At 52.8% G+C, this 13,567-nt stretch carries 12 protein-coding genes; 4 read left to right on the top strand and 8 right to left on the bottom strand.

The features are described from left to right. Nucleotides 1–377: 377 nt before the first annotated feature. The 3 genes from D3H35_RS13600 to D3H35_RS13590 all read left to right on the top strand — a co-directional run bounded on the left by D3H35_RS13600 (nucleotide 378) and on the right by D3H35_RS13590 (nucleotide 3,737). A complete protein-coding gene (locus D3H35_RS13600; RefSeq protein ID WP_233567929.1) occupies nucleotides 378–1,148 on the top strand; it encodes a class I SAM-dependent methyltransferase in 771 nt (256 codons plus the stop codon). Between the two features lie 703 nt (nucleotides 1,149–1,851). Then, on the top strand, nucleotides 1,852–2,289 hold the full coding sequence (locus tag D3H35_RS13595; RefSeq protein WP_119149874.1) for a hypothetical protein: 438 nt from the start codon (nucleotides 1,852–1,854) through the stop codon (nucleotides 2,287–2,289). A 269-nt stretch (nucleotides 2,290–2,558) separates the two neighbouring features. Further along, entirely contained in the window at nucleotides 2,559–3,737 is a 1,179-nt protein-coding gene (locus D3H35_RS13590; protein ID WP_158594104.1) for a sensor histidine kinase, read from the top strand. Nucleotide 3,738: 1 nt separating this feature from the next. On the opposite strand, the gene D3H35_RS13585 is transcribed toward D3H35_RS13590, so the two are convergent. From D3H35_RS13585 to greA, 5 genes are all read right to left on the bottom strand, one after another. Then, nucleotides 3,739–3,978 carry an NHLP leader peptide family RiPP precursor gene (locus tag D3H35_RS13585; RefSeq protein ID WP_119149872.1) on the bottom strand — a complete coding sequence of 80 codons (240 nt, stop codon included), beginning with the start codon at nucleotides 3,976–3,978 and terminating at the stop codon, nucleotides 3,739–3,741. 215 nt (nucleotides 3,979–4,193) lie between these two features. Further along, nucleotides 4,194–5,150, bottom strand: coding sequence for a hypothetical protein (locus D3H35_RS13580; RefSeq protein ID WP_119149871.1), 957 nt, complete (start codon nucleotides 5,148–5,150; stop codon nucleotides 4,194–4,196). 169 nt (nucleotides 5,151–5,319) lie between these two features. Next, nucleotides 5,320–6,900 carry an RNA polymerase sigma factor gene (locus D3H35_RS13575; RefSeq protein WP_119149870.1) on the bottom strand — a complete coding sequence of 527 codons (1,581 nt, stop codon included), beginning with the start codon at nucleotides 6,898–6,900 and terminating at the stop codon, nucleotides 5,320–5,322. A 27-nt stretch (nucleotides 6,901–6,927) separates the two neighbouring features. Continuing rightward, nucleotides 6,928–8,160, bottom strand: a complete 1,233-nt coding sequence (locus tag D3H35_RS13570; RefSeq protein ID WP_119149869.1) for an outer membrane protein assembly factor BamB family protein — start codon at nucleotides 8,158–8,160, stop codon at nucleotides 6,928–6,930. Nucleotides 8,161–8,313: 153 nt separating this feature from the next. Beyond that, a complete protein-coding gene (gene greA / locus D3H35_RS13565; RefSeq protein WP_119149868.1) occupies nucleotides 8,314–8,790 on the bottom strand; it encodes a transcription elongation factor GreA in 477 nt (158 codons plus the stop codon). A gap of 258 nt (nucleotides 8,791–9,048) precedes the next feature. On the opposite strand from greA, the gene D3H35_RS13560 reads away from it, so the two are divergent. After that, complete coding sequence (locus D3H35_RS13560; protein ID WP_119151153.1) at nucleotides 9,049–9,555, top strand: hypothetical protein; 507 nt, start codon at nucleotides 9,049–9,051, stop codon at nucleotides 9,553–9,555. Here the strand turns inward: D3H35_RS13560 and rlmN are convergent. The 3 genes from rlmN to D3H35_RS13550 all read right to left on the bottom strand — a co-directional run bounded on the left by rlmN (nucleotide 9,552) and on the right by D3H35_RS13550 (nucleotide 13,429). After that, a complete protein-coding gene (gene rlmN, locus D3H35_RS13555) occupies nucleotides 9,552–10,640 on the bottom strand; it encodes a dual-specificity RNA methyltransferase RlmN (RefSeq protein ID WP_119149867.1) in 1,089 nt (362 codons plus the stop codon). The genes D3H35_RS13560 and rlmN overlap by 4 nt on opposite strands. Nucleotides 10,641–10,754: 114 nt before the next feature. Next, nucleotides 10,755–11,375: a YhgE/Pip family protein gene (locus D3H35_RS32420; RefSeq protein ID WP_233568039.1), complete on the bottom strand. Its 621-nt coding sequence runs from the start codon at nucleotides 11,373–11,375 to the stop codon at nucleotides 10,755–10,757. Further along, a complete protein-coding gene (locus D3H35_RS13550) occupies nucleotides 11,318–13,429 on the bottom strand; it encodes a YhgE/Pip domain-containing protein (protein WP_233567928.1) in 2,112 nt (703 codons plus the stop codon). The genes D3H35_RS32420 and D3H35_RS13550 overlap by 58 nt, the downstream gene beginning before the upstream one ends. Nucleotides 13,430–13,567 lie beyond the last annotated feature (138 nt).

Here is a 13,567-nt window from a genome sequence, read left to right as displayed (position 1 = left end):
TCAGAGTACTTTCAGTTGGCCTTAAAGCTCCTTTCACATTGAACCTTCATGACGGTGCTAAAGAAACTTTTGCTGCGCCCACCGCAAGAGCCTGCTCAAAAAGCAACGGGCGGAGAGTGCGGCGTAACTAAAATAATGCTCAAAGGGCTGTCCGAGGGTCTGAAAGATGACCTTTGGACAGCCTTGTGCGTTTGCGGGCCCGCAGAGAGCGCGGCGTTGTACTCATTTAACAGAAGTACTATAATTGGAATAACTTTACACGAAAGCGAGTGGTTCTCATGTTAATGCTTAAATCCGATTCGACGCTAATCAAGGTGCGGAAGGGATAATACTGACTTCCCTTCCGCGATACATTCCAATTCTCGGAGGAAATGAGCGTGTCTTTTAGTTACTACGGCGAGCTTTGTACGGAAGTTTACGATCTGACCAAGGAAGTCGGTCAATCATTCGACGGCGACTTGGAATATTACCGCAGCCGGCTCGAAGGCTGCAAAGGGCGCATTCTTGAAGCGATGGTAGGGTCAGGACGCGTAATCGTCCCGCTGCTTCAGGCCGGATTCGACATGGACGGAGTCGACTATTCGCCCGAAATGCTGGCTTCTTGTCGCCAGCGTTGCGAGGAACGGGGGCTCAAGGTCAATTTGTACGAGTCCCATCTGCAAGATCTGATTCTGCCGCAACAATACGAGGCCATCATTATCCCTGGCGGCTCATTCTTGTTAATTGAACGGAGAGAAGATTCCCTCCATGCGTTAAGGCGTCTTTACGAGCACCTTCAGCCAGGCGGCCGGCTCATTCTCGATCTGTTCCTGCCCGACAATCGTTTCGAAATCGGTCCGTTAGGCGGAACATCGACGTTCCATCTCCCCGACGGCGACATCATTACGATGGAAAGCAAGCTTGTCGAGGCCGATTTGTTCAACCAATACAAAATAACTTACTTAAAATACGAAAAATGGCGCAAAGGCGCACTCGTTCAAACGGAATTGCAGCGTTTTGCTCTGCGCTGGTACGGCGTCGAAGAGTTTAAGCTCGTGTTGGAGAGCATCGGCTTCTCGGATGTTACGATATCGGCCGATTTCGTCCACGGTAAGCCGCCTGCCGACGGAAATCAGAAATTTGTGTATGAAGCGATTAAAAGGACATAAAAGCAAGGGTCATGGTTTTTTGCCATGACCCTTGTTTTTATGTTGCCCCGCATTAACAAGCACTCAACACCACAGGGTTTGATCGGACGCATGAATGTAGGATGCCAGAAAGCCGGTTTTCATCATGATAAAATTTCGAAAGAATGCGACAAAAATCTAAAAAAAAGGGATTTTCATCTCGGCAAAATCTGACATCATTATCCAATGTAATTCCAGAAATTATCACTTCTGTATGGTCTGAGCAAACACAATCCGCACATTTGAAGAGGAGTCTATGGAATGGAACCGGTTCGATCGAAAGCATATGCGAACAGGCAATCGAAGATATTCCTTTATTATGTAAGCATATTGAACAGTGGTTTCATTTAGAAAAGACACGTCCTTGTTTGCCAACATACCCACAATAATAAAGATATGTATAAGACCTTGAATGGCCCCGTGCTGTTCAAGTTTTTTCTTATCCCTATATTCTCCTATCACCTAGTAAGCGTAAACGCAGCATGTACCGTTCGGACCACAATACATATCAGGGGGATTACAAGCAAGGACGGGGATTTTTTTCTCGTCCTTGTTTCAATTTTACTGGATTATTTATCATAGTGAGTCTTTTCCTACAGGATAATAGCATAAATTGTCGAACTTCTTGTTATCTGTACGAATTCAGAACCTGGATTACCAAGAACGATTGGTTAAGAGGTGCGTAATGAAGACGGTGCGTTGGCTGGCGACTATCCTTACTCTTTTCGTTATAATTTCGCTATTTGCGTTGATGCCCCCTCGTGCGAGCGCCACAGCTAACAACGATAATGTTATTGAGAATTGGCATCTGCAATGGATTCCAGCGGGCAGTTCTACCGATAATATCCCGCTTTTGAACGGAACTTGGCTAGATGCCGACGTAGATAATCCTCAGACCACCCTTCCCGACGGAACAATTGGAATGTGGGTCCATTTTGTCATGCCTTCTACGGATAATTGGCAGCGGCCGGGAATACTCATCGAACGGTTATACCTGGATATATCCGTTTTTGAAGGAAGCCGGCTTATATTCGAATCCAACCGCGATTTCATCTACGAAGAAATAAGCTATTGCTGCCTGTCGACCCGCTTCCTGTTAAGACGGATTATTATGTTCGAATAAAAGGGAAGGAACGGGCAGGCTTCAGCAGCGACATCCAAGTCGGTGAGTTCGAACGATTATCCGACCAATACGTACGTAAGGGTCTGCCCGACCTTTTATTAGGGACATCAATCGCATTTTTAGCTCTAATAATGTTAATTTGTTCCGGCTATCTGAACCGTCGCCAGCGTCGATCATGGATATCGCTATGTCTGATAGCCCTGACTACAGGTACGTTAATCGTCGCCTATTCACCCTTGCCCTATATCTATTTCGAAGACTACGGTAACGTGCTGCTCATTTTTTTCGACATATCCATGTTCGTTCTCTTTCCTGCGCTCAGTACCTATATCGATGATGTCTTCGAAGGTCGATTCGTCTATTTTAAGAAGTTTCGTCGTTTCCAAACGGCCTACTCAGCGTTTTGTCTCGCCGCACTCTGTCTCTATAAAGCTACCGATGGAAAATACTACGCTCTATACGACTTCTTTTCGAATACGATTCTAGGTCCTCTCATTTTGATACAATTGATTTTTATAATCGTGCTCGCAGTGAGGAATGCAATCAATGGCAACAAAAATGCGGCTATTCTCTCCGTCGGCATCTTTCTTCTCGCATTATCGGGAGCGGCCGATTTGACCATCTATTACTTAAGCGAAACAAGGTACGTGCTGTTCCTTTGGAAATTCGGCATTATCATCATGATCGTGACTCTCGTCGTCATTCTAGCGAGGCGTATATCTGCCGATTACGCGATGCTCGTCACGTACTCGAAGGAGCTTGAGCTTTACAACCATAATTTGCAACGAACCGAAAAGATGAAGATTATTAGCGATCTAGCCGCATCCGTCGCACATGAGGTCCGCAACCCGCTGCAAGTTACTCGCGGATTCCTGCAATTGCTTTCGGAGAAATCCGACTTGGAGAACAAGAACTACTTCGGAATGGCGATAAATGAATTGGATCGAGCATCTACCATCATTACCGATTTCCTTACGTTCGCCAAACCGGAAATGGAAACGCTCGTAATGTTGGATTTATCTGAAGAAATTAAAAAGATTGAAGGAATCATGTCGCCGCTGGCAGCATTGCACGGGGGCATTCTCGTCATCGACATTCCCGAAAATTTACATATTTACGGGAATTCATCGAAACTTAAGCAGGCATTTATCAATATCATAAAAAATAGCATTGAAGCTATAGGCAAAGACGGTGTAATAGGAATTTACGCTTACTCAACCGAGAGGGATGTCATTCTTCGAATCTCGGATAACGGTGAAGGAATGGAAGAGGAGAAACTCGCTAGTCTGGGGGAGCCTTTCTTCTCGACGAAATCCAAAGGAACCGGGCTTGGACTTATGGTTACATTCCGTATAATCGAAGCGATGAAGGGGTCGATTGAATTTCGCAGCACCAAAGGAAAGGGAACCGAAGCTATTATCCGGTTCCCTCTCATTAAACAGTCTTAATTTAATTCCAGACCGTATTCGTTGATGATCCGGCGCCGCCTTGGTCTTCCGGATTAGGCGGTATGGTCAAATAGTAGAGAGATGAGCTTTCTACCACTACCTTGAGGTCGATGGCTGCGGGAATTTCTACACCGAATGCCGCTTGAATCGCTTGCTTCGGATCGGCTAGAAGGCTTTCCTTAAACGCAGGCTCTGCCCAAGCTTTTTTAATAATCTGTACCTTCAAAGATTCTAAAGACATGTCAGCACGACCCTTCCAAATAGTGGATTAATTACATTTCCATCATATCATGTCAATAGAGCGTAAGTCGCTATAAATTTATTGAATTCGACAAAAATATAGGACAAACCTCCTTATATACCCTTTCCCGAGTACTACGAGCGACACAAAGTAACGCCTCCTATCAGAAAAGACCGTTAGGGAAGCGCTCCCTAACGGTCTTCGCTTGTATATGATCATTTTGCGGAATGGTTTAGTAGAATAACCGAAAAACCGCCATTGAGAGCCAAATTAGTCGTCCATTCCTCCGCTGCCCGAGCATCCTCCCGAATCCCCGCAGCTATCGAGTCGTGAAAAGCTGTTACCTTGGGAGGAACATCCGGAAGCTCCTTCAATCGGCGGCCGTAGCCCTCAACGATGTCCGCCAAAGCATCCAGGCAGCCGTAACGATAAATCGCCTGCTTCACCGTCCGCTCATCCAAGGGAACATCCTGCGAAGCGGATAGCCTTTCTCTCGCGAGCGTAAGAAAAGCGCTGCAATTCTCGTCCGCCAGATCGTCTCGCCAATCGGCCCAATCATCGGACAGCTGCAGCGTGGCGAGCGCCAGATCAATGGCTTCTTCCGTAGTCCGGATTCGTTCTTGCCCGTCCGACAGCAGCAGCATGCCTGCCGCGCACAGCTTGACCGGAGCGGACTTGCGAGCCAGCCGGGCGGGATCGCGAGGGTCCGCCGGCTGCCGGCCTTCCAATGAAACAGCGGAAGCCCAATTCTCGACATAAGCGCGGTAATACGCCCACAACTCAGAATCGGCCGAAAAATGGCGCGAATACCGCTGCTGGAACCGAGCCTGAAGAAGCTGACCGAGAGCAAGCGAGCTCCGTATCCACCCCTTTTCCGCCGTTACCGGGTCCGTATCCATCGCGTCGTCGAGCAAGAAGAAATGAAGCATGGCAAATATGTTCCCAACCGACAAGTCTCTGCACAGGACGTCGGAGCCGGAGGTCTGCTCCTTCATCCAATAGGGGAGCAGATAACTGATAGAGTTGGTTCCTCCGCCGTTGCTCAACGGATTGGCGCGGGCGAGCAGCTTCAATCCGAACTCGCTCAGATGAGCGGGGAACGAAGCGATTTCCGCAGCCGCCTCCTCGAACACAAGCTCCAGCTCTCCCCGATAAGCCTCGATCACATTCATACGAGCACCTCCGCGCGACTTTTCGATTATGACTTTGAGTATAGCATCGGATAGAGACAGATATTGCTATTTAATTCGAAGCGTCCTTTCGGAAAGACCCGCTAACGTAGAAGAGCACCCCGAATGAAGGCACCCTCTTCGATACGTCTCTATGCAGATCGAATTCAGACTAGCGCGCGATGAAGCGAAGCGCCTTCCAGCCCTCCTCCTCTTCCAACCGAGCTTTTTCCAATAAAAGTATCGCTTGCCTCTCGCTTTCCGAGCCGGACGGGGCTTGAACTCCTCTCGGATAAGGATAGAGAGCGCGCAGCTTCCAGAGGGCGGAATGAACCTCGCGGAAATGCCGCAACGCCGTCTCCAACGCCAGCCGGATTCCCGGTCGCTTGTATAACGGCATATTCGAGTCAAGACATTCCTGCAAAAACAAGACGGCATTCCTCCTTGCGTCGCCCGTATAAGCGACCGCGAAGCACATCCCGAAATTTTCGCAGGCTCCCTCCCGGAGCAGTCGAATCCATACATCGTACGCTTCCAAGCCCTGTACAGTGCCCTCTATCGCCTCTTCCGTTCCGAAAGCATGATCTCCCATCCGCTTGATCGCGCTGAAGAACATCTCTTCTTCCTCCCGAGGACGGCCGGGAGCAATCCGCATGACGAAGAGCTCCTTTCTTACGAAATCCTCGTATGCCGCCTGCCGATGCTCCCACATCCCCGCGATCTCGAACTTCTGCGCCTGATCGTGGTAGCCCGTAATCAACCCGAAGAGCGGATTGCGCAAGTTCCAGCCGATAATCGGACTGCCCTCGTCGATCGCCCGGCGTACCCAGGCCACCGTCTCCAGGAACGTCTCCGGGGTACAAGGCCGGTCGGCGCTCCATCGGTATTCCGCCTGATATCCGATATTGGCGAATCCTTCGGAGTAAGCGCGGCCCCAATGAAATGCGAAAGGGCTGCTCGCATCCAGCCGGTCGCGATGAAGCGTAAGGCGGAAAGCTTGCCCGGTCATGCCCATTAATCGGGGAAGCGTATATTCGTTGCCGTGCGTGTTCTTCATTATTAACAGCGCGCCCAGTATCGCCGTGTCCCATACTTCGCCGAAATATTGAAAGGGAAGCGGAATATGGCGCTTGCCAGCCACACCCGCTCGGGTAACGGCATCCAAGTAATCCTGCAGCAGCAAACCGTAGCGCGCTTTTTGCAGCTTTTGCCGGGATCGCGACAGCAGCTGGTAGACGTTGGCAGGCGTAAGCAGCAATCGGACCGCTATCTCGCCCGCGGACAGCCGGCTGAACAAATGTGCTTCCATGACGGCTCTCTCGCGGGTGTTCAGCCCGTCGAGAAGACGGCGAAGCATATTCTCCGATTCGATTCTCGCCGCCTCGCGATCCGGCTCCGATTCCGGATCTCCGATCGCCTGCAAGAATGATTCATGCCCGGCGTCAACCGGCCTCTCCTTGCGGTAATACCCGCCCCGGCGCGCCTTCATCAATGCTTCGTTGCGCACGATCCGATACAGCCACGCCATAAAATGATCGGCGCCCAGGAGCGATTCCTTGCGCAAATACGCCCGCAAAAAAGCATCCTGTACGATATCTTCGGCCAAATAAGGATCCTTGACGACGTCGCGCGCCCAGCGATACGCCTTCGCCCGATAAAGCCCGATCAATTCGCCGAAAGCGATATCGTTTCCGGCTTGGGCTTCTTGGACTAACGAGACAATCGCCTCATTCGTTCGATCGGTGCCTCTCATGGGCGAACCTCCTGTTGTGTTCCTGCACTACGCCTTAACCGAGTAAAGATATCCGTCCCTGCTTGCAAAATAGACGGCGCCATCGGCGATTTCCGGGGAAGCGTACAGCGGCTGCTCCACCTTCACTTGCCAGATCGGCGTTCCCGTCGCCGGGTCGATCGCGTACAAATGATCGTCGTGCTTCTCTTCATAGGCGTAGGCCGTCGTCACGTACAGAATTCCGCCTGCAAGCTTGGGAGATGTGTTCACGTTGCTGCCGGTGTTGAAGGTCCAACGTTTTTTGCCGGTGGCCGCGTCCCAGGCGTATACCAAATATTCGTCCGAGCTGCCCGAGTAGACGATGCCTTCATGAGAGACAGGGGTGGATACGAACCAGGAGCCCATGCTCGATATCCACTTCCAGCTTTGTTCGCCGGTAAGAGCGTTCAAAGCGTAAAAGCTTGTTCCGAGACGCGTTCCAAAATACACCTGGCTTTCATCCGCAGCGGGCGAGCCCTGAATCGAGCCCATGCCTACTTGTTTCCACTTCAGCTTGCCCGTCTTGCCGTCTAACGCATATATGCGGCCTTCCCAGTCCGAGATAAAGACGATTCCATCCTTCAGCGTCGGAGTCGAATGGGTCGGTCCCCCCATCTCGTAGCTCCAGATCGGTTTGCCGGTTCCGGCATCGATTGCATATATGAAACGGTTATCGCTTCCGAAATACAAGACATTGTCTTCAAGAACGGGCGAGGAATCGTAATAATCCCACTCATCCACTTGCACGAGCGTGTCCCCCTCCGCTTTGAAATGCCACGTCTGCTTGCCGGTGGCGCGGTCTACCGCGTACAGATTGCCGAAGCAATCGACGAAATAGACGTTTTTGCCGTCTGCCGCAGCCGCAGACCGGATCGCTCCCTCTGCCTGGAACTTCCAGATCATCTCGCCCGTTTCTGCCGAAACGGCATATTCGTGCTTGTCGTAGCTGCCGACGTAGACGACTCCGTCGATAGCGCGAGGAGCGCCGTTAATCGAACCGTCCGATTTGAATTTCCAAGCGATTTCTTTGGCGGGAACCGCTCCGCTTGGCTCCGACGGAGCGCCGCCGTTCATCGCATCCGTCGCCCCCGCGCTTGCGGTTACCGTAGGAGTCGGCTCGGGCTTCGCTGCCGCCTCCTTCTCATTCGCTCCCGCTCCCTCTTTTCCCTTCGAACACGCGGCTAAAGATAAGCTTAGCACGATACAAAAGACCGCGACCATCAATCTGCGAACGAATATCATCTCTAAAGGGCCCCCTTCTGAATAACTTCCCTTATAGAGATGCCAACGGGCTTATTTTTCTGACAAAACGACAAAACGCCTCCTCGTCAGCCCGAAGGCAACATGGAAGGCGTTCTTAAATAAGAACGGAATAATCGCATTAGCAAACGTTCGTCAGCCGGCCGCTTTTATTTCGAGCAGCTCGTATTCCACCTTGCCCATAGGGGCGTTCACGCTGATTTTGTCGCCTACCGACTTGCCGATGAGAGATTGCCCGAGCGGGCTTTCGTAGGATATCTTATTCTCCATTACGTCCGCTTCGGCAGGCCCTACGATCCGATATTCGATTTTCTCCGCAAATTCCAGATCGTTCAGCACGACGACGAATCCGACCTGTACGGTCGAGATGTCCGCGCTTCGCGCGACTTTGGCGACCTTCAGCATCCGTTGGATGGTCTTGATTCGAGTCTCCATGAAAGCCTGATCGTTCTTGGCCGAATGGTACTCGCTATTCTCCTTCAAGTCGCCATAGCTAATCGCTATCTTGATCCTCTCGGCGATTTCTTTGCGCTTGACGATTTTGAGCTCCTCCAGTTCCTGCTCCAAATTGGCTAAACCTTCGGGAGTTAGAATAATTTCTTCATTGGACATTTCGACAGCTCCTATAGTCTCGATCGATTTAATATAGCTTACGCTTCCCTATTCTACACTATACCGGCCCGCAAAAGCGGAAAGCGCGGAATCCGTATGCGACGAAGACTCGAATAACACATTTTCCCCGTCGCATAAATCCGTCTCCAGCCCGATATTCGCCACGCACTCCAGCAGGAAGACACCCTATTGTCGGCGTGCTATTCTATTCGTAATCGAGCAATCAAGGTTTGCCGCAAAGGAGCGAGCATGTTGTCTATGAACCGCAAAACCCTCTTAGGGCCTCTATTCATTCTGCTTGGCGTGTTTATGTTCATGAAAGGAGGGCGAGATTTCGACGTCGGCACGATATTCGCCTATTTCTGGCCGACGCTGTTCGTTATTCCGGTAGGCGTCTTCTTCCACTGGCTGTATTTCTCCATGCTGCAGCGCCGGGGCGTTGGCGTTCTCGTGCCCGGAGGCGTTCTGCTGACAGCCGGAATCGTCTGCCAAATCGCCATGCTGTTCGATCTATGGGACGTGATGTGGCCCGGCTTCATCTTCGCTGCCGCCGTCGGTCTGTTCGAGCTTTATTGGTTCGGCGGACGCAACAAGTGGCTATGGATTCCGATCAACGTTCTGACGGTCGTATCGCTGTTGTTCTTCGCGATCTTCTCCGTAGGCAAGCTGCTCGGCAGCCTATTCCACGGCCAACCGATCTTCGCGCTGGCGCTTGTCGTCATCGGGTGCCTGATCCTGTTTCCGCGGCGCAAGGATACGTTCTAAGCAGAGGTCGCTCCTTCTGGAGCGGCCTCTTCCTTAAGCTGCTTGCTGCGCAGCTGTCCGCAGGCGGCGTCGATGTCGGCACCATGCTCCAAGCGGACGCTGACGCTGACGCCTTGCTTCTTCAACGTGTCGTAGAAGGCGAGTATCGATTCCTGCGCGCTTCGCTGATATTGGCTGTGCTCGTCCACCGGATTATACGGAATGAGGTTGACGTTAGCGAGCGGCTTCCGCTTGTCGCCGATCAGCTCGGCAAGCTCGAGAGCATGCTCCTTCCGGTCATTGACGTCCTTCAGCAAAATGTACTCGAGCGTAATTCTCCGGTTCGTTTTTTCGAGGTAGTAATCGACAGCCTTCATCAGCTTCTCGATCGGAATCGCTCTATTGATCTTCATAATTCGCGTCCGAAGCTCATCGTTCGGAGCGTGAAGGGAAATCGCCAGATTGACCTGAAGGCTGCGGTCCGTGAATTCGTAGATTTTGTCGGCCAGTCCGCTGGTCGACACGGTAATATGCCTGGCGCCGATAGCGAGACCCTTGTGATCCTTGACAACGGTCAGGAAGTCGACCAGGTTCTCGAAATTATCGAACGGCTCGCCGATTCCCATCACGACGATGTGGCTTACCTTTTCCCCTTGTCCCGCTTGATCCAGGTGCTGCTGCACCTTCATAAGCTGACCGACGATTTCCCCGCTGGACAGATCGCGGCTCTTCTTGATCAGCCCGCTCGCGCAAAAGCTGCAGCCGATATTGCATCCCACTTGCGTCGTGACGCATACCGACAGCCCGAATTTATGTCTCATCAGCACCGTCTCGATCAGATTGCCGTCCTGCAGCTGAAGCAGCAATTTGACCGTGCCGTCCGCCGATTGCTGCTTCGTATGCTCGCGGAGCGTCGTGATATCGAAGCTTTCCGCCAATACTTTAACGCAATCCGCATGAACGTCGGTCATCTCCGCAAAGTCCGTCACGCGCTTCCGATAGAGCCAATCCCACACCTGCGCGGCCCGAGACTTCTTATGTCCGCGCTCTCCGAGCCAGGCCGTCAGTTGATCTAAAGTCAGACCGTATAGGGACGGTCGATTCATACTTTCCCCTCCTTGCTAAGCCTTCTCTTCTTATTCTACACTTCCACGTCATTATAGAATATCACTTCCCCCTCCGATGGGCCAATTCTCTTATCCCTAAGCATGCCGCCTCGATCAAGCGATGAGCTTCGTTTTCTTCGCGTTCTCGTTCGATTTCCGGGTGATGCCGCTAAGCGGACGCTTGAGGAACAAAGCCGCGCACAAACTTAGTCCAATGTATCCGGCCAAATACAGCATATCCCGGAGCGCCGTCTCCCATAAAATCCCCCCGACCCCTTCTCTCAGAAGACTGATTGCGTAAGTGAACGGCATGAACGGATTCAGCGCTTGAAAAAACGGCGACGTCATACTGACGGGGAATGTGCCTCCCGAGCTGGAAAATTGGAACACCATGAAGATGATCGCGATACCTTTGCCCACATTGCCAAAAACGGACAGCAGCGTATAAGTAATCGCTACGAACACCGCGCTGATGAGTATAGCGAAAAGAACGAACGGCAGCTTGTCCGCGACGTACGCGCGCAGAAGGAACAAATTGCCGAGCGTAATGCTCAGCGCCTGAAGAAGCCCGATGGTCGCGAACGTTGCCAATCGGCCCAAATACAACTGATAAGGCTTGAATCGCCCTTCCGGATTTTCCGCTTCCGACTTCAACAAGGAAATCAACAGGGTAGCCCCTACCCACAGCGATAATACGCAATAAAACGGGGCCATCGCCGAGCCGTAATTCGGAATCGGATATAGACGGTTTTGCCGAATCGTAACCGGACTGGCCAGAAACTCGCTCTCCTTCTGAATATCGCCTCGCAGCAGCTTCGCAAGCTCGGCGAAGCGATTGTTCGCCTCGACCTCCCTGAGCTTGTCCGCCGCTTGCCGAACGGCGCTCTCCAGTTGAGGCAGGTCGTCGCGGACGAGACCCGCGACTTTGTGTACGCCAGCTTCGACCTCCGGCAGCGTATTGCGCACGAAGTCGGCGAGCTTGGCGAGCTCTTGCTCCGCCCGGGCAAGTCGTTGCGGACGAAGGATGTCGCCTCGTCGAGCTTCTTGCCGATAGCGGGGAGCCGGCTTTCGACGAAGGGGGCGGCGGCTTCGATCGCCTTCGCGAACTCGTCCGTCTTGCTCTGGAGCGCTTGCGCTAGCTCGTGGACCTTCGCGCGAATTTGCGGCAGCTCCCCTTGGAGGCGGGTCAGCTCCGCCAACCCCGATTCCAATCCGGTCTTCGCGTCCGCCAGGATGGCCGCGATGTCCGGCAGCTTGTCTTGAGCCGACTGCAGCTTGTCCGCAGAAGCTCCGGCTGTCGTCCTCAGCTTGCCGATGCCGCGGGCAATATCCGGAACGAGCTTGCTGTCGTATACGGAGAGAAAGCCGCCCAAATCGTCGCTCGTCTCACGGGAGAGTTCGTCTAATCGCCGAACGGCGTCCTTGGAGGGAGACTTCCCGTTGTCCAGAGCGGCTGCGAGCGTGCCAAGCAAGCGAATTTGCTCGTTCAACCGACCGTTCGCCGTCCGCAGACGCTCGATGTCGTCGCTTAAAGGCCGGTCCGGAATATTGGCGTCAATCCGATCCAGCAGAGCTATGGCGTTATTAATCATGCTTACGACACCGGCAAGTCTAAGCTTGACGGCGTTCGCCTCGTCTGCGGACGGCAAGGAATCGGGGTCGGCGCCGAGCAGCCGCTCCGCGAGCAGGGACGCCGCATTGGCCGCAAGGCGAGCCAGCTCCGCATTCTGCTTCACCAGCGGCGCAATCGTCGCGAACGCTTCGTCGTTGGCTGCCAGATAGTCGCCTGCCCGATTCGCTAACGCGGTGCCTTTATCCGCAAGCTCGGAAAGTCCCGGGAGCGCCTCTTGAGCGGCCGTAACGGTCGCTAGCGCTTTGTTCGCCCTGTCCGTCGCAAGGGCGACCGTGTCCGCCGCCTTGCCGAAGTTCCGATCCAGCTCCCCGATTCGAGCGGCCGCACTCCGAATGTCCGGAAGCTTGCTCCGGATAACGGCGATGTCCGACAGCGCTCCGCTGATTTGCGGCCAATAGCTTTGAATCTTGAGCACATATTGAGCCGCTTGATTGATTTCGGGAAGCTTGCTCTCCAGCTCGGGAATGATTTGCGCTTTGTTATGAATGGCCGGAAGCTTCTCCTCCAGCGCCAGCACCTTCCGGCCTGCGGCCTGAATGTCCGGAAGTCTGGCCTCCAGCTCGAATATACCGTTCTCGACCTTGCGGATAGTCGGCAGCTGTTCCTCAATCTGAACGCCGATTTCCTTGAGCTTCGTCAGCAACGCTTCGCTCACCGCTTCCGTGAAGCTCTCGTTGATTGTCTTGGCGAGCTCGGAAACCCCGGATGAGGTAATCTTGGGGGCTATCGCGCTCACCTTTTCGTTAACGCTGTAGATCACTTCGGGTCTGTCCAGCTTTCCGTCGACGATTCCCGTTATTCGGGATGAGAAATCCGCCGGGATCAGAATGGAGGCATAATAAGTCCCCTTGTCCAAGCCTATCCGCGCCTCCTCCTTGTCCACGATCGTCCACCCCAGCTTTTTGTTCGTTTTCAAGCCGTTGAGCAGCTCGTCCCCGATATGGACGGGCTTGCCGGCGACGGTCGCCCCTTGATCCTCGCTCGTCACCGCAACCCGGATTCCTTCCGTATGGCTGTAGGGGTCCCAGACCGATTTGATGTTGACCCAAGCATAGAGGCACGGAAGGATAATGATCGCCGCGATCAAAAAGATGCCGGTCGGCACCTTGAAGACGTTCAGCCAATCCGTCTTGTAGACCTGCCATATGGAGCGCATGCGCGTTTTCTCCTCCTCGGGTAGGCTGTGTGGACATTTCGCCATGGAAGTAGAGTCCCTCGCAAAAGGAATTTTTACCCGTTGAGGCGCAGTTTCATGTTAATCTGCTATTATAGGCGTGAATAGCCAGATAGATTA

The sequence above is a fragment of the Cohnella faecalis genome (genome assembly GCF_003570905.1).
GTDB lineage: Bacteria > Bacillota > Bacilli > Paenibacillales > Paenibacillaceae > Cohnella > Cohnella faecalis.
This window is presented reverse-complemented; position numbering and strand designations above follow the sequence as displayed.

Coding starts and splice junctions, on each gene's coding strand:
- D3H35_RS13595 (WP_119149874.1), top strand. CDS start 1,852: ATGAAGACGGTGCGTTGGCTGGCGACTATCCTTACTCTTTTCGTTATA.
- D3H35_RS13585 (WP_119149872.1), bottom strand. CDS start 3,978: ATGTCTTTAGAATCTTTGAAGGTACAGATTATTAAAAAAGCTTGGGCA.
- D3H35_RS13580 (WP_119149871.1), bottom strand. CDS start 5,150: ATGAATGTGATCGAGGCTTATCGGGGAGAGCTGGAGCTTGTGTTCGAG.
- D3H35_RS13575 (WP_119149870.1), bottom strand. CDS start 6,900: ATGAGAGGCACCGATCGAACGAATGAGGCGATTGTCTCGTTAGTCCAA.
- D3H35_RS13570 (WP_119149869.1), bottom strand. CDS start 8,160: ATGATATTCGTTCGCAGATTGATGGTCGCGGTCTTTTGTATCGTGCTA.
- greA (WP_119149868.1), bottom strand. CDS start 8,790: ATGTCCAATGAAGAAATTATTCTAACTCCCGAAGGTTTAGCCAATTTG.
- D3H35_RS13560 (WP_119151153.1), top strand. CDS start 9,049: ATGAACCGCAAAACCCTCTTAGGGCCTCTATTCATTCTGCTTGGCGTG.
- rlmN (WP_119149867.1), bottom strand. CDS start 10,640: ATGAATCGACCGTCCCTATACGGTCTGACTTTAGATCAACTGACGGCC.
- D3H35_RS13550 (WP_233567928.1), bottom strand. CDS start 13,429: ATGCGCTCCATATGGCAGGTCTACAAGACGGATTGGCTGAACGTCTTC.